This is a genomic window from Mesorhizobium sp. B2-4-13, from assembly GCF_006658535.1.
GTDB lineage: Bacteria > Pseudomonadota > Alphaproteobacteria > Rhizobiales > Rhizobiaceae > Mesorhizobium > Mesorhizobium australicum.
Genome location: NZ_VFVB01000011.1, coordinates 33,955 through 49,700, shown reverse-complemented (window position 1 = coordinate 49,700; position 15,746 = coordinate 33,955). Strand labels below are relative to the sequence as shown.

The following is a 15,746-nucleotide window of genomic DNA, read 5'->3' as shown; positions in this document are numbered from 1 at the left end:
AGTAATCTTGGCAAGACCATCGCAAAGTTCTGATGGATCAATGGACTTTCGCTGATGGTTCAAACTTACTCCGCCGCCACCAGCCCCGCCATCTCGCGATTCTTCATCAGCTTGTAGACGATCGAATCCATTAGCGCCTGAAACGACGCGTCGATGATGTTTTCCGAGACCCCGACCGTCCACCAGCGCGCGCCGGTACCGTCATGCGATTCGATGAGCACGCGGGTGATGGCCTCGGTGCCGCCATTGAGGATCCGCACCTTGAAGTCGGCAAGCTCGAGATCCGCGATCTCGTTCTGGTATCTGCCGAGATCCTTGCGCAGCGCAATGTCGAGCGCGTTGACGGGGCCATGGCCCTCGGCCACAGACATCTTCTCCTCGCCCTCGACCAGCACCTTGACCACTGCTTCCGACACCGTCTTCAACTGGCCATTGGCATCGAAGCGGCGTTCGATCATGCAGCGGAACGAGGTGACGTGGAAGAATTCGGGCAGGCCGTGCAGCATTTTGCGCGCCAGGAGTTCGAAGGAGGCGTCGGCGCCCTCATAGGCGTAACCCGAGGCCTCACGCTCCTTGACCACCGATATCAGGGCGTCGAGCCGATGGTCGTCCTTCGGCACATCGATGCCGCGCCGCTTCAACTCGGCGAGGAAATTGGCCTTGCCGCCCTGGTCGGAGACCATGACGCGGCGGCGGTTGCCCACGGCCTGCGGCTCCACATGCTCATAGGTCGCCGGCTCCTTGGCCAGCGCCGAAGCGTGGATACCCGCCTTCGTGGCAAAGGCGGAGGAGCCGACATAGGGCGCCTGCGCTTCCGGAGCGCGGTTCAACAATTCGTCGAAGGCGCGCGACAGGCGCGAAATGCCGGTCAGCGCTTCGGCTGAGATTCCCGTCTCGAAGCGGTCGGCGAAAGCCGGCTTCAGCGCCAGTGTCGGCACGATCGAAATCAGATTGGCGTTGCCGCAACGTTCGCCGATGCCATTCAGCGTGCCCTGGATCTGGCGCACGCCGGCCTCGACGGCGGCAAGGGAATTGGCCACCGCCTGGCCGGTGTCGTCATGGGCATGGATGCCGAGATGCTCGCCCGGAATGCCCGCGGCGATAACCTTCTCGACGATTGCCCGCACTTCCGAGGGCTGCGTGCCGCCATTCGTGTCGCAAAGCACCACCCAGCGCGCGCCGGCGTCGTAGGCCGTCTTTGCGCAGGCCAGCGCATAGTCCGGATTGGCCTTGAAGCCATCGAAGAAATGCTCGCAATCGACCATCGCTTCCTTGTCCGAAGCGACCGATGCCTCAACGGACACTTTTATGGAGTCGAGGTTCTCCTCGTTGGTGCAACCGAGCGCCACGCGAACATGGTAGTCCCAGCTCTTGGCGACGAAGCAGATGGCGTCCGACTTCGATTGGAAAAGTGCCGCCAGCCCCGGATCGTTAGAGGCTGAGACCCCGGCCCGCTTGGTCATTCCGAACGCAACGAATTTTGCGCGTGCCGTGCGCTTCTGCTGGAAGAATGCAGTGTCGGTCGGATTGGCGCCGGGATAACCACCTTCGACATAGTCGAAGCCGAACTCGTCGAGCAGTTTGGCAATCGCGATCTTGTCCTCGACCGAAAAGTCGATGCCCGGCGTCTGCTGGCCGTCGCGGAGCGTGGTGTCGAAGAGATAGAGGCGCTCGCGGCTCATCGTCATTTGCCCGCAAACTTGTCCGTCGCGCGGATCAGCCGGTCGAGGATGCCCGGCTCCGAATAGGCATGACCGGCGCCTTCGATCAGATGAAAGTCCGCCTTCGGCCAGGCCTTGTGCAGCGCCCAGGCGTAGCGCGCCGGGCACGGCATGTCGTAGCGGCCGTGAACGATGGTGCCGGGGATGTCCTTGAGCTTCCCGGCATCGCGCAGCAACTGTCCCTCCTCGAGCCAGCCGGCATGGACGAAATAGTGATTTTCGATGCGGGCGAAGGCGACGGCATAGTCGTCCTCGCCAAACGGACCGCTGGTTTCGGGTTCAGGAAGCAGCGTGATCGTCTCGCCTTCCCACAGGCTCCAGGCGCGGGCGGCCTCGATCTGCGCCTTTCGGTCGGACCCGACCAGCCGCTTGCGGTAGGCGGCCATCATGTCGCCGCGCTCGGCCTGCGGGATCGGCGCCAGGAAACGCTCCCATTTGTCGGGGAACATCTCCGAGACGCCGAATTGATAGTACCATTCGAGCTCGGCGCGGGTCAGCGTGTAGATGCCGCGCACCACCAGTTCGCTGACGCGATCAGGGTGTGTCTCGGCATAGGCGAGCGCCAGCGTCGAGCCCCAGGAACCGCCGAACACCAGCCAATTATCGAAGCCGGCCATTTCGCGCAGTCGCTCGATGTCGGCAACGAGATGCCATGTCGTGTTGGCCTCCAGCGAGGCGTTTGGCGTCGATTTTCCGCAGCCGCGCTGATCGAAAAGGATGACGTCGTAGAGCTTGGGGTCGAACAGCCGCCGGTGTTTTGGCGAAATGGTGCCGCCCGGCCCACCATGCAGGAACACGGCCGGCTTGGCGCCCTCAGTGCCCGACCGCTCCCAATAGACCATATGGCCGTCGCCGACATCGAGCATCCCCGAGTCGAACGGTTCGATTTCCGGGTAGAGGGTGCGCAAGCTCATATTTTCAGGCCCTGTTGCGGCCAGTTGGCCGTTTCGTAATCGGGGTGTTGGAAGGAGATGATCTGCTCCTGCCGCGCGTAATAATCGGGATCCTGGTGGACAGGCTGGTCGAAGATCGTCTCGACCCAAGGCAGCCGTGCCGCATAGTTGACCTGGATCCGCGGCGCCAGATCCGAGCGGTCGTCGAAGGCGCCGATGGCGATCTCGAGCCCGCCGGGCTGCCGGTAAGTCAGCGGCGTGCCGCAGCGGGCGCAGAAGCCGCGATCGATGTTGACCGAAGACTGGAAATAACTTGGTTCTTCATGGGTCCATTCGACGCCATCCTTGGGTACCGTCACCAGCGCGCCGAAGAAGGAGCCGAACTGTTTCTGGCACATGCGGCAATGGCAGATGGACGCACGTCCCAGCGCGCCCTTGATGCGGAAGCGCACGGCGCCGCATTGGCAGCCGCCGGTTCGGACAGTTTCGGTCATGGTCTTTCCTCCGGCGGCCATTGGTCGGTGTCGTGGTCGGGATGCTGATAGGAGACGAGCTCGGCGAGATAAGGAGCCGAGCCGATATCCGCCATCGTGTCCTCGCCCGGCAATCGCGGAATGGAATCCACATAGGGCAGTTTTGCTTCCGTGCCCCACTGGATGGTCGGCGCGATACCAGCCGGATCGTCGAAGGCGGCGATCGCCAGAGCCATGCCGTCGGGCGCCTCGAAGGTCAGCGGCGTGCCGCATTCGGCGCAGAAACCGCGCCATGCTGCATTGGAGGAACGGAACCGCTTGGGTTCGCCGCGCGTCCAGTCGACCTTGGCGCCGCGCACCGAGACCAGCGGCAGGTAGAAATTGCCGCTGGCCTTCTGGCACATGCGGCAGTGGCAGACCGAGGCGTCGCCGAGCGCGCCTTCGACGCGGAAGCGCACCGCACCGCACTGGCAGCCGCCTGTGTAGACTGGCCGGTTGTCGAGGCTCATCGGTTTTCACTCCGGATCATGGCAGACCGCCTCGACATTGTTGCCGTCGGGATCGAGGACGAAGGCGCCGTAATAGTGGGGGTGATAGTGCGGACGCAGGCCCGGTCCGCCATTGTCCTTGCCGCCGGCTGCAAGGGCGGCGGCGTGGAAGGCGTCGACCTCGGCGCGGCTGCGCGCGGTGAAGGCGACGTGCTGATGATCTCGGGGCTTTTCCCTGGCCGCGCTCAACCAGAACACCGGCCGGTCGCGGCCATAGCCGCCGACCTTGGCGCCACCAGTGTATTCCTGCGGCACCATATAAAGCAGCGAGCCACCCAGCGGCGCCATCGCCTTGTCGTAGAAGGCCTTGGAGGCATCGAAATCGGAAACGGTGATGCCGAGATGGTCGATCATGGAACGAGCTCCTCCGTTGCTGGCTCCGGCACGTTGGCCATGCCAGCCGAGTTGACGATGTGCTGGCAGACATTGTCGATATCGCGGATCACGTCGTCATTCCAGAAGCGCAGGATGGTCCAACCGCTGGCGCTCAGATAAGCGCTTCTTGCCTGATCGCGTCTTGAATGTTCCGCGCCGGCATGCTGGCTGCCGTCAACTTCAACTATCAAACGATGGGCCGAGCAAGCAAAGTCAACGATATAAGGCCCAATCAGCACCTGCCGCCGAAAGCTCATTCCCATCAGCCGGTGAGCACGCAACTCATTCCAAAGCTTCAGCTCGGCATCGGTCATCACGCGCCGCATGGATTTTGCGTTTTTACGCTGACGGGACGGAACGAGATCGTGCCCCATCAAACACCCCTTCGCCGGCAATTAGCGAAATCGGCGACGAGAGCTGATCTCCCCCCTTGCGGGGGAGATGCCCGGCAGGGCAGAGGGGGGTGCTGTCCCGCCGACCTATCAGCTTGCGACCACTGCCTTCTCAATAAATGTTTGCAGCGAGGGTGAACAAACGGAAACGCCGGTGTTCCGTCACACCCCCCTCTGTCCTGCCGGACATCTCCCCCGCAAGGGGGGAGATCGGCTGTCACCGGCGCCCCCGCCAAAACCGCAATGGTGCCTGGCGCCACCCTCACCGCTTCACCTCCCACGTCGTCACGCGCTCGCCGGTGACCGGGTCCTTGCCATCCTTCAACTGCACGCCCTTGGCCAGAAGTTCATCGCGGATGCGGTCGGCCTCGGCCCAGTTCTTGGCAGCGATGAACTGCAGGCGCCTGGCGATGGTTTCCGCAATCGCGGCCTCGTCGACCTTGGCCGCGCCGACGTCGAAACCGAGGAACGCGAGCGAGGTTTTCAAGGAAGCCGCGGCGCCATTCTCGCCAGCGCCGCTGAAGTCGGTTGCCTCACCGGCAAGCTGGGTCAGTTGCTGGAAGGCCGCGTAGGTCGCAAGATCATCCGACAGCGCCTCCACGACTTCCGCCGGCACCTGGCTTCCCGCAGCCGGCGCGAGGTCCGACGCGCGTTTCCATTTGCGGAGCGTGTTCTCCGCCTCCTCAAGCTTGCGCACGGAAAAGTCGATCGGCTCGCGGTAGTGCGTCATCAGCATCGCCAGCCGCAGCACCTCGCCAGGCCATTTGCGGCCGCCGAAGGTCTCGGTCTCGAGCAATTCTTGGATCGAATAGAAATTGCCGAGGCTCTTCGACATTTTCTGGCCCTCGACCTGCAGGAAACCATTGTGCATCCACACATTGGCCATGACATCGGTGCCGTGGGCGCAGCGCGACTGGGCGATCTCGTTCTCATGATGCGGGAAGATCAGATCGAGGCCGCCGCCATGGATGTCGAAGACCTCGCCGAGATAGGCGGCCGACATGGCCGAGCATTCGATATGCCAGCCGGGCCGGCCCCTGCCCCATGGACTTTGCCAGCCGGGCTCTTCCGGCGATGACAGTTTCCACAGCACGAAATCGCCGGGGTTCTTCTTGTGGGCGTCGACGGCGATGCGGGCACCGGCCTGCTGCTCGTCGAGATTGCGCTTCGACAATTGACCATAGTCGGGCATCGAGGCCGTATCGAACAGAACTTCGCCTGCCGCGACATAGGCATGGCCGCGGTCGATCAGGCTTTTAATCAAGGTGATCATATCAGCCTTGCCGTCGGCGCGGGGTTCGACGAATTCGGTGGCGCGCGGTTCGACCGTCGGCTCCAGGCAGCCAAGCGTGGCGACATCCCTGTGGAACTGGTCGGCCGTTTTTTCGGTCACCCGTCGGATCGCTTCGTTGAGCGAAAGGGTTCCCGAAGCGATCTCGCCGCCGAAATCGCGCAGCGCCCGCGCGTTGATCTTGTCGTCGACGTCGGTGATGTTGCGCACATAGGTGACGTGCGTCTCGCCGTAGAGGTGGCGCAATAAGCGGAACAGCACGTCGAACACGATCACCGGCCTGGCGTTGCCGATATGGGCGAAATCGTAAACGGTCGGGCCGCAGACATACATGCGCACGTCAAGCGGATCGATCGGCACGAAGCCCTCTTTCGTGCGCGTCAGCGTGTTGTAGAGGCGCAGGCCCTTTGATGCGTCAGACATTCCATGCTTCCCGTTCAGAACTTCTTGTCTGGATGGAGCCAGCCCAGCGCCGAGGCGCAAATCAGGTTCCAGCCTGCTGGCCGGGGCGTTTGTCCACTCTGGGGAAGATGAGGCGAAAACGTCCGGACCAGCGCGAGGCTAGCCAATAATGCAAATGCCACAAATGGCGAAAGACGTTTTCATCGGCGGCTTTATCGCCCTGACCAGTGTTGCCGTCAAGTCGCGGATCCCGGGAAAAAGGTAGCGAGGGCTGGCAAACGCATCGCCCGGTCACGCGGAATCAGTCAGTGAAACATTTTATTAAACATGTCGGCACAGTCATGAAACATTCGCCGGCTAGATCACCACGCGTCACGATTTGGTCGGAATCAACCAGCAAACGCAGACACGGAAATGTTACCAGGGAAGAGAAACATGCCTCGAAGCAAGCAGGAAGCCAACCGCGCCAAGCAACCGGCGCTGGCCAACCACTATCGCGCAATCGGCCCGGCCGCCATCGTCGCTGCCCTTCTTCACACCGCCAAGAAGAAGAAGCCGGCGCAGAAGATCGTGTCGCCTCGCGCTGCCTGAGATGACGCGGCTGGCGCAATCGCCGACGATGAGGGCGAGAACAGGCGTCCTGAACTTAGACTTCGACCGGCTTCGCTAGAACAGCGTCATCTGACTGTCGTCCGCGCCAGGTTTCTGGCGCCTGACCTTCTCGGGTTCCGGCCCGATTTCGCCCCTCTCTTGAATCTCCGGTCCAGTGTTGGCAACCTTGTTGACGAGGTCGGAGACAGGGATCGCCTCGAAGGAATCGGACCGCGCCGGCCGCAGCAAATCGACGACATCGCGCGGTTCGAGCGTGCGGCAATCCAGCCAACGGGCAAAGTCAGAAATATCGACCACCACCGGCATGCGGTCATGGATATGGGCGATATCGGCGTTGGCGTTGACGGTCAGGATAGCGCCGGTGTCCATCTCCGAGCCACCGGGCTCGGCATAGGTTTCGATCAGACCTGCAAAGGCGATCAACCCGCCATGCCTGGGCCGGATCCAATAGGGTTGCCCCTTCTTGCCTCCGGTCTGCCGCCATTCGTAGAAACCGGACGCCGGCACCAGCGCGCGGCGATGGCGCATGGCGGCCTTGAACGAGGCCTTCTCGATCGCACCTTCGGAGCGCGCGTTGAACAGCAGCGGAAACTCCCTGGTGTCCTTCACCCAAGCTGGGATCAGGCCCCAGCGCACCAGCATCGGCTGTCGGTCCGGCAGATTGGAGCCTGGGGCTCGCGGCACGCCAGCGGTCACCATCAGGACCGGCTGTGTCGGTGCGATGTTGTAGCGGGCCGGGAAATCCTCCAGCTCCGCAAGGCCCAGCAAGGCAGCGGTCTGGTCCGGCGTGGCGGTCAAGGCAAAACGTCCGCACATGATCGATTGTGTCTTTCGAATAGTTCGGTGTTGAAAGTGGCGATCGAACCGGCGTTGCGCAACCGCTAAAGCTTGCCCATGCTGTCGGTCCACAAAAGACCTGTCTCAAATGAGTTGATCAAGGATCGATGGACACAGCACGCAAGGTACTTCCGGCCGTTTCCGTAGCCGTCGTGCGCGGCGACACCGTACTCTTGGTCAAGCGGGCGCGTTCGCCCTCGCAAGGGCTCTACGCCTTTCCCGGCGGTAAGGTCGAAGCCGGCGAGACGCTGGAGGACGCGGCACGGCGTGAACTGATGGAAGAGACCGGCTTGCGCGCCGCCGGCTTTCGCCCGCTTCGGGAAATCCACATCGACGGCAGGCAAGACAGCCACCCGGTCGATTATCTCCTCACGGTCTTCGGCGCCATCTATGCCGGTGGCGAGGCCGAGGCCCGCGACGACGCCGAGACAGCTGCCTTCTATACACTCAAGGAGATGACCCTGCTGCCGCTCGCCGGCTCGGTGTTCGCGGTCGCCGAGGAACTCCTCGGTCCCGTTCAAGCCCGCTGACGCAGCACTGAAAAACCGCCTTGCAGGCGACAAATTGTTTCGTCACAAGGCTTATGTTGTCTCGCCAGCCACGACGTCTCAGGCCATCAGGCAGACCACAAGGCCTAAGCCGTCAGGCAGAGAAGGTTTATGAACCGTCCGTCAGTGCTCCTTGCCATTTGCCTTGCCGTCAGCGCGGTCGTCCCGGCGCGGCCTGCCTTCAGTGCCGAGTCGCCGTTCGAGCCGGGGCTGATGCGATTGGCGGAAGTTCTCGGGTCGCTGCATTTCCTGCGCAATCTGTGCGGGGAGAAGGGCGACCAGTGGCGTGGCGAGATGGAAAAACTGCTCGATTCGGAAAACCCGGACCCAGAGCGCCGCGCCCGCTTCATCGCCAGCTTCAATCGCGGCTACCGTTCCTTCGGCACTTACACCCAGTGCACCGCTTCGGCCACTGAAGCCATCAGCCGTTACATGAAAGAAGGCGAGACGCTTTCGCGCGATATCGCCTCGCGGTATGGCAACTGAGCATTCATCAACAGATATCAGGCCCGCCGCCAGGGATCTCGATATATCCGGCTTGTGGCCGCCCACATCTTGGTGCAATTCTGATGTTGCACTTCTGCAACAGCGTTAATCAAACGTTATCACGCGAAGGCGCAATTAACTCAAACTGAAGGTTTTCGCCCCGCAGGCCAGCCTAATCGGCTAAGTTTGATCCGGGTTGAAACGCAGCTTCGCCAAACACAGTTGGCCCCTGTAAATGACGATCAAAAAAATGTCGTATTTACAGATACTTACTTGAAGCTGCCTATGAATGGAACAGATCAAGCCTGATCCACACTGATGGGTTGCCGCTTGGAAGGGTGGACATCGCTTATGGAACATGCTGCCAACGACATCGACGCGCTGGTCAGGGAAGAGAAGCGCCTGACGGCGGTTGAGAGCCACAGCGAAGCCTGGGCGGAAGGCCTCTCGGCCGGCATTGAGCCAGAAATCATCGCCGAGGCGGCCCTTGAGACGGCATTCGGTGAAATGTTGCGCGCCAACGGCGAAACCTCGGCCCTTGCCCTGCTCGACCGCATGCGCGAGAAGGTGATCGCAGGCGCCTTCGAACCTGAGCGGCTGCGGCACTGAACCGATATCAGGTTCTCTGACGATCGAATGCCGTTCGGGTGTCATGCCCGGAAGTAGGGAGATACGGGCAGTGAATTTTCCGATGTCAGGCAAGCCGAAGGGCTTGGGCCTCTACATCCGCCTCGCTGCTTGCTGTGCCGCGGTTGCCTTCACGACTTGCCTGGCCTGCAGTCCGGCTCAAGCGCTGAGCGAGATCAAACGCGAAGAGCTCCCCGCGCCAGCCACACCGTCGGAGGACGATGTTTCGCCGCCCGGAAGCGCGATTCCCATGCCTGACCCGGTGGGAACGCCGCCTTCAACAAGCCAGCCGGCCGCTCCCGACGCCGCTGAGCCGGACAGCCCATCGGATGGCGGCAGCAACAGGCCGCGTGTCGATCCCGAGGCACCTCTGCCGGAAGTCGTCTATGATCTCGGCAAGCTGCCCGAGCCCGTGCGGCGCATGCATGACTTGATCACCGAGGCCTGCAAGAGCGGCGACATCGAGAAGCTCAGGCCTTTGATCGGCAAGGGCGACAGCATGACCCAGCTGTCGCTGGCCGACATCGACGGCGACGCCATCACCTTCCTCAAAGGGCTGTCCGGCGACCCTGACGGCCAGGAGATCCTGGCCATTCTGGAGGAGGTGCTTTCCGCAGGCTACGTCCATGTCGATGCAGGCACGCCACAGGACCTCTATGTCTGGCCGTATTTCTTCGCGCTGCCGCTGGACAAGCTCGACGCCAAGCAACGGGTCGAGCTGTTCAAGATCGTCACCGCCGGCGATTTCGACGACATGAAGCGGTTCGGAGCCTACATCTTCTATCGCGTCGGCATCACGCCAGCCGGGCAATGGACCTTCTTCGTCGCCGGCGACTGAAGGCGCCCCCGCCTGGTTGCGCCAGGATGCGAACAGCATCGTGGACGATGTTGCTATTTGAGCGGGCCAGCAGGTTTTGCACTTACGTCAGCACCCGGCCAAATTCGAATGCTTTTCAACCCGATCGCTTGTCCCGCCACCGAACCAGCATTGGACCGCGGTCAGGAAATCGCGGTCCATAAGCGCGAGGGCTTCAGAGATAATCCTGTGCTCAGGCTTCTGACTTCCTTCATGGCCTTCGCTCGCGACGTGTCCGGTTTGATGTTGCAGATACGAGGCGAAAAACACCACGGGAGGACAATTCAGCCGGCAGTCAGAAGGATACCGTGACCGAATTCCCTGGCGAGTTCTGGATAAGCAATTTCTCGCGCGTCGTAAGCCGTGTCTGATCGACAAAGCGCCAATTGCGCTCGTAGAACGCAAATGCTTCGTTGGCCGGGATCAGTCGCGCGACATCGCGATTCCACAGGAGCGCTTGCAGCTCTGGAAACTCGGTCAATCATAGGCGCGACATGTGTCCGCATGATGCCTTGAACATAATGCGGAACGCTTAAAAGACGTGACGCACAGCCACAGGTGGCTAACCCGGCAGCGCCTCGGAAAACTCCACCGCCGTCCCCTGGCCTGGCGTCGCGATTTCGCCGTCCCACATAATGCGCTGACCGCGAATGACCGTGCCGACCGGCCAGCCCGTGACCTGCTTGCCGTCATAGGGGGTCCAGCCGGCTTTCGAGCCGGCTTGCGCGTTGGTGATGGTCTCGCGCCGCTTCATGTCGACAATGGTGAAGTCGGCGTCATAGCCGGCGGCGATGCGGCCTTTTCTGGCCATGCCGAAGATGCGCTGCGGGCCATGGCTGGAGAGATCGACGAAGCGCTGCAGGGTCAGCCGGCCGGCGTTGACATGGTCGAGCATGATCGGCACCAGCGTCTGCACGCCGGTCATACCCGAGGGCGAGGCCGGATAGGGTTTTGCCTTCTCGGCCAGCGTGTGCGGCGCGTGGTCGGAGCCGAGCACGTCGACGATGCCTTGCGCTATGCCATGCCAGACGCCGTCGCGATGGCGTTTGTCCCGCACCGGCGGGTTCATCTGGATCAGCGTGCCAAGCCGCGCATAGTCGTCGGCGCTCAGCGTCAGATGGTGCGGCGTGGCTTCACAGGTCGCAACATCCTTGTGCTGTTCGAGGAACAGGATCTCCTCGGCGGTCGAGATGTGCAGGACATGGATGCGGGCACGAACGGCGCGCGCGATGCGCACCAGCCGCTCGGTGCAGCGCAAGGCGGCGATCTCGTCACGCCAGACCGGATGCGATGACGGATCGCCCTCGACGCGCTCGTCCAGGCGCTCGCGCAGCCGGAACTCGTCTTCCGAATGAAAAGCGGCGCGACGGCGGGTATTCCTCAGGATCGAGGCGACGCCTTCATCGTCCTCGACCAGCAGGTCACCGGTGGACGATCCCATGAAGACCTTTATTCCCGCAGCCCCCGGCAAACGTTCGAGCTCGCCGACGTCCCTGGCGTTGTCGCGGGTACCGCCAACCCAGAAAGCAAAATCGCAATGCATGCGGCCGCTGCCGCGCCGGACCTTGTCGGCAAGCGTTGCCTCGCTGGTGGTCAGCGGATTGGTGTTGGGCATTTCGAAGACGGCGGTGACACCGCCCAGCACCGCGGCCCGCGAACCCGTTTCCAGGTCTTCCTTGTGTTCCAGTCCCGGCTCACGGAAATGCACCTGGCTGTCGACGACACCGGGCAGGATATGCAGGCCCCGGCAGTCGATCGTCTCGCCAGCCGATGCTTGGCGCAGATCGCCGATCGCGGCGATGCGCCCACCCTTCACACCGATGTCGCGTGGCCCCTCGCCGTCATGATTGACCACTATGCCGCCTGTCAGGATGAGGTCGTAGGTCATGGTGATGCTCTCTTGCGGGGGGAGTGTCAGCGGCTTACGTAATGGCCAACCGTTTTGCAAGATCAGGCTTTTAATCGCCCCATGCCCTTTGCCCTGCTGAAAGATCGCGCGCTCATCACCGTCTCCGGCCCGGATGCCGAGCATTTTCTGCAGAACATCCTGACCACCGATCTCGATACGCTTGGCAATGGCGAGGCAAAGCCGGGCGCGCTTTTGACGCCGCAAGGCAAGATCCTGTTCGACTTCCTGATCTCACGGGCAGGCGAAAACGCCTTCCGCATCGAATGCCGTGCCGATATTTCAGACGATTTCATTCGCCGGCTGATGCTCTACAAGCTTCGCGCCAAGGTCGAGATTGCGAAGTCGGGACAGGCACTTGTCACTGTCGCCTGGGGAAAAGAGTCAATCGCCTCAGAAAGTGATTCAACCGCGCTTGCCGACAGGCGCTTTGGCGACGAAGGCGTCACGCGCTTCCATGCCGGCACCGCAGACGCTGGCGACATTGGCGCGTGGCAGGCCTTTCGCATTGCCCACGGCGTCGCCGAGAGCGGGGCCGACTATGCACTTGGCGATGCATTCCCGCATGACGTGCTGCTCGACGAAATGGGCGGCGTCGGCTTCAAGAAGGGCTGCTATGTCGGCCAGGAGGTCGTCTCGCGCATGCAGCATCGAGGCACCGCCCGGCGGCGCGTGCTGATTGTCCAGGCTGGGCTTCCCCTGCCCGCTGCGGGTGCCGAGCTAACCGTCGGTGGGCGGCCGGTCGGCACGCTCGGCTCGAGTGCTACCGTGACAGGGCTCGCCATCGTCCGCATCGACAGGGTGAAGGCGGCGCTCGATGCCGGCCAGCCGATCCTGGCGGGTGACGTACCGGTGACGCTCATCATCCCCAGTTGGGCCAAATTCAGCTTTCCGCAGGAAATCGCCGGCGCGGAGGAAGCCTGATGGCGGCAGACCGCGCCGGTGCGCCGCCACGGGCCTGGCAGCGTATGCTGTCCGGCCGCCGGCTCGACCTGCTCGACCCTTCGCCGCTCGACATCGAGATCTCGGACATCGCCCATGGGCTTGCCCGCGTCGCCCGCTGGAACGGCCAGACCAGCGGCGAGCACGCCTTTTCGGTTGCCCAGCATTCACTGCTGGTCGAGGCACTGTTCAACGAGCTGGTGCCCCAGGCTTCGGCCGACGACCAACTGGCGGCGCTGCTGCACGATGCGCCCGAATATGTCATCGGCGACATGATCTCGCCATTCAAGTCGGTGATGGGCGGCAGCTACAAGGACTGCGAAATGCGCCTGCAGCGCGCCATCCATCTGCGCTTCTCGCTGCCGCCGGAACCAGGTGCCATTCTGCGCAAGGAGATCAAGCGCGCCGACCAGATCGCCGCCTATTTCGAGGCGACGCTGCTTGCCGGGTTTTCGACCGCCGAGGCGACCGAGTTCTTCGGCCGGCCGCGCGGTTTTTCCGCCGAGCGCTTCGACTTCGCGCCACGCTCGGTGACCTCAGCGCAGAATGCGTTCCTGAAGCGGTTTTCGGCGATCGAGAAGTCGCGGCATCACGTTCCGACGTCCGCGCTAGGATAGAAAACGCTAAATTAACCGGAAGCGTCAACAGTGTGGTGTTCGATCAAGCATCGCAGGGGCGCCTCATGCCCGTCGTGGATGTCAAGGGTGGTTCGGTCGTCCCGGAACGGGCGGCCGGAGGCATGGAACATCAGCGCCGCATGCAAGATGAGCTGCGCGAGCAGAACGAACGCTTTTCAGCTGCTGTCGAAAACATGTCGCATGGCCTGTGCATGTTCGACGCCGACGAGCGCATGATCATCTGCAACGGCAATTATATCAACATTTTCCGCCTCGACGCCAAAGTGGTACGGCCAGGTATCCGCTTCGTCGACATTCTGCGGCACAGCGTCGATATCGGGGTTGCCTCGCAAAGCGCCGAAGAACTCTACGCCATCCGCAAGCCCTATATCGACCAGGCAAAACCCTCAACTTACGAGGAGACGCTGTCTGACGGCCGCATCATCAACATCTCGCACCGTCCGCTTGCCCTGGGTGGGTGGGTTTCGATCTACGAGGACATCACCGAAAAGCGGCGCGCCGAGCAGGATCTCAAGGAGCAGCATCGCCGTTTCGACGCGGCACTCGCCAACATGTCGCAAGGCCTTCTGATGTACGACGCCGACGGCAAGATGATTGTGCGCAACAGGCGTTTTCTGGAGCTCTACAACGTCACTGCGGAGGACTTCCCGCTTGGAACGGCGCACCGCAACGCGCTCGAACGATTGCTGGAACTCGGCATCTACATGAAGATCGACGTCGACAGCGAAGTCGCCAAAACCGAAGCCTGTCTGGCGGCGGCAAAGACGCATTCGGCCTACCGGCATCTGACCGACGGCAGGACGGTTCTGGTCACACGCCGGCCGATGAGCGGCGGCGGCTGGGTGGTGACTTTCGACGACGTGACCGAGCGCCGCCGGACCGAAGAGCGCATGACCCATCTTGCGCATCACGACACGCTGACCGGACTGCCCAACCGCTCGATGTTTCGCGAACGGCTGGATCTTGCGCTGGAGGACGCGGCAGCCAAGCCGTTGGCGATCTTCTCGCTCGATCTCGACCGCTTCAAGGCGGTCAACGACACCTGGGGACACCCCGCAGGCGACTGGCTGCTGAGAAGCGTAGCCGAGAGGCTGCGGCATTGCGTCCGCAACGAAACAGACATCGTCGCCCGCTTCGGCGGCGACGAGTTCGTCGTCATGCAGTTCCATTTCAAGGGCATTGGCGATGCCGAAAAACTGGCAAAGCGCATCGTCGAAGCAATCGCAAAACCATTTAGAGACAAGAGCCGGGACATGCATGTCGGCATCAGCATGGGCATTGCCGTTTTCCCCAACGACGGCAGGGACGCCGACACGCTGCTGAAAAACGCGGATACGGCGCTCTACCGGGCGAAGAGCGAAGGACGAAACCTGTATCGCTTCTTCGAGCCCGGAATGGATGCTGTCGTGCAGGCCCGCAGGGCGCTTGAAGTGGACCTCGAGGCAGCACTACCGCGCCAGGAGTTCGATCTCCATTTCCAGCCCATCATGAACATCACTTCCGGCGAGATCACCGGCGCGGAAGCCTTGATGCGCTGGCATTCACCAGGGCGTGGCACTGTCGCGCCGGACGACTTCATCCCGGTCGCCGAAGAGACCGGGCTGATCGTGCCGCTCGGCGAGTGGGCGCTGAGGAAAGCCTGCGCAGAGGCCGCAAGCTGGCCACCCGGCCTACGCATTGCGGTCAATGTCTCGGCCGTGCAGCTCAAAAGCAACGGGTTTGCCCGCGGGGTGATCTCGGCGCTGGCTTTTTCCGGCGTTCCGGCTGGACGGCTGGAGCTGGAGATCACCGAAACCGTGCTGATGGACGAAAGCAAGGCCGTGCTGAAAACGCTGCGCCAGTTGCGTGAGCTCGGCATCCGCATCGCCCTGGACGATTTCGGCACCGGCTATTCCTCGCTCGGCTACCTCAGGCGTTTTCCGGTCGACAAGATCAAGATCGACCGATCATTCATTCGCGACATGGGCAACCGCGACACGGCGGCCATCGTTCGGACCATCATCGGGCTGGGTGCCGAGCTTGGCATCGTCGTCACGGCCGAAGGCGTCGAGACGGAGGCGCAACTCGACATGCTGCGCGACAATGGCTGTGTCGAGGCGCAAGGCTATCTGATCGGCGTGCCGTCAAAGCCGGCCGACATCCAGCGCCTGCTGAAGTCGCGTGCGACACGCAGCCAGACCGGCTGATGGCGTCAGCGCA

The 15,746-nt window shown here is 62.4% G+C and carries 17 protein-coding genes; 8 read left to right on the top strand and 9 right to left on the bottom strand.

Translation table 11 applies throughout. The annotated features are described in order from the left end of the window. Nucleotides 1–65 precede the first annotated feature (65 nt). From cimA to cysS, 7 genes are all read right to left on the bottom strand, one after another. On the bottom strand, nt 66–1,688 hold the full coding sequence (cimA, locus tag FJ936_RS25165; RefSeq protein ID WP_181171383.1) for a citramalate synthase: 1,623 nt from the start codon (nt 1,686–1,688) through the stop codon (nt 66–68). Beyond that, nucleotides 1,685–2,635, bottom strand: a complete 951-nt coding sequence (pip, locus tag FJ936_RS25160; protein WP_140791807.1) for a prolyl aminopeptidase — start codon at nt 2,633–2,635, stop codon at nt 1,685–1,687. The genes cimA and pip overlap by 4 nt, the downstream gene beginning before the upstream one ends. Beyond that, entirely contained in the window at nt 2,632–3,108 is a 477-nt protein-coding gene (locus FJ936_RS25155) for a GFA family protein (protein WP_015318546.1), read from the bottom strand. The genes pip and FJ936_RS25155 overlap by 4 nt, the downstream gene beginning before the upstream one ends. Continuing rightward, a complete protein-coding gene (locus FJ936_RS25150) occupies nt 3,105–3,596 on the bottom strand; it encodes a GFA family protein (protein ID WP_140791805.1) in 492 nt (163 codons plus the stop codon). The genes FJ936_RS25155 and FJ936_RS25150 overlap by 4 nt, the downstream gene beginning before the upstream one ends. A gap of 6 nt (nt 3,597–3,602) precedes the next feature. Next, a complete protein-coding gene (locus tag FJ936_RS25145) occupies nt 3,603–3,989 on the bottom strand; it encodes a VOC family protein (protein WP_140791803.1) in 387 nt (128 codons plus the stop codon). Next, a complete protein-coding gene (locus FJ936_RS25140; protein ID WP_140791802.1) occupies nt 3,986–4,384 on the bottom strand; it encodes an endonuclease domain-containing protein in 399 nt (132 codons plus the stop codon). The genes FJ936_RS25145 and FJ936_RS25140 overlap by 4 nt, the downstream gene beginning before the upstream one ends. A gap of 280 nt (nt 4,385–4,664) precedes the next feature. After that, a complete protein-coding gene (gene cysS, locus FJ936_RS25135) occupies nt 4,665–6,116 on the bottom strand; it encodes a cysteine--tRNA ligase (RefSeq protein WP_140791801.1) in 1,452 nt (483 codons plus the stop codon). Nucleotides 6,117–6,530: 414 nt separating this feature from the next. On the opposite strand from cysS, the gene FJ936_RS25130 reads away from it, so the two are divergent. Beyond that, nucleotides 6,531–6,686: a hypothetical protein gene (locus tag FJ936_RS25130; protein ID WP_015318552.1), complete on the top strand. Its 156-nt coding sequence runs from the start codon at nt 6,531–6,533 to the stop codon at nt 6,684–6,686. 75 nt (nt 6,687–6,761) lie between these two features. On the opposite strand, the gene FJ936_RS25125 is transcribed toward FJ936_RS25130, so the two are convergent. Next, nucleotides 6,762–7,523 (bottom strand): SOS response-associated peptidase, encoded by a 762-nt coding sequence (locus tag FJ936_RS25125; protein WP_140791800.1) that lies wholly within the window; start codon nt 7,521–7,523, stop codon nt 6,762–6,764. A 128-nt stretch (nt 7,524–7,651) separates the two neighbouring features. On the opposite strand from FJ936_RS25125, the gene FJ936_RS25120 reads away from it, so the two are divergent. The 4 genes from FJ936_RS25120 (at nt 7,652) to FJ936_RS25105 (ending at nt 10,043) form a co-directional block, all read left to right on the top strand. Then, a complete protein-coding gene (locus tag FJ936_RS25120) occupies nt 7,652–8,074 on the top strand; it encodes an NUDIX domain-containing protein (protein WP_140663065.1) in 423 nt (140 codons plus the stop codon). Between the two features lie 129 nt (nt 8,075–8,203). After that, nucleotides 8,204–8,578 (top strand): TIGR02301 family protein, encoded by a 375-nt coding sequence (locus FJ936_RS25115; protein ID WP_015318555.1) that lies wholly within the window; start codon nt 8,204–8,206, stop codon nt 8,576–8,578. Between the two features lie 351 nt (nt 8,579–8,929). Then, the gene (locus tag FJ936_RS25110) at nt 8,930–9,187 is read left to right on the top strand and encodes a hypothetical protein (RefSeq protein ID WP_015318556.1); all 258 of its coding nucleotides are present in this window, start codon (nt 8,930–8,932) and stop codon (nt 9,185–9,187) included. Between the two features lie 70 nt (nt 9,188–9,257). Further along, nucleotides 9,258–10,043, top strand: coding sequence for a hypothetical protein (locus tag FJ936_RS25105; RefSeq protein ID WP_181171381.1), 786 nt, complete (start codon nt 9,258–9,260; stop codon nt 10,041–10,043). A gap of 580 nt (nt 10,044–10,623) precedes the next feature. On the opposite strand, the gene FJ936_RS25090 is transcribed toward FJ936_RS25105, so the two are convergent. Further along, complete coding sequence (locus FJ936_RS25090) at nt 10,624–11,955, bottom strand: dihydroorotase (protein ID WP_181171385.1); 1,332 nt, start codon at nt 11,953–11,955, stop codon at nt 10,624–10,626. 75 nt (nt 11,956–12,030) lie between these two features. Between FJ936_RS25090 and FJ936_RS25085 the strand changes: the two genes are divergently transcribed. The 3 genes from FJ936_RS25085 (at nt 12,031) to FJ936_RS25075 (ending at nt 15,733) form a co-directional block, all read left to right on the top strand. Further along, nucleotides 12,031–12,891 (top strand): folate-binding protein YgfZ, encoded by an 861-nt coding sequence (locus FJ936_RS25085; protein ID WP_141907126.1) that lies wholly within the window; start codon nt 12,031–12,033, stop codon nt 12,889–12,891. After that, nucleotides 12,891–13,526 carry an HD family hydrolase gene (locus FJ936_RS25080; protein WP_140791796.1) on the top strand — a complete coding sequence of 212 codons (636 nt, stop codon included), beginning with the start codon at nt 12,891–12,893 and terminating at the stop codon, nt 13,524–13,526. The genes FJ936_RS25085 and FJ936_RS25080 overlap by 1 nt, the downstream gene beginning before the upstream one ends. Nucleotides 13,527–13,591: 65 nt before the next feature. Then, nucleotides 13,592–15,733: an EAL domain-containing protein gene (locus tag FJ936_RS25075; protein ID WP_141907125.1), complete on the top strand. Its 2,142-nt coding sequence runs from the start codon at nt 13,592–13,594 to the stop codon at nt 15,731–15,733. Nucleotides 15,734–15,746 lie beyond the last annotated feature (13 nt).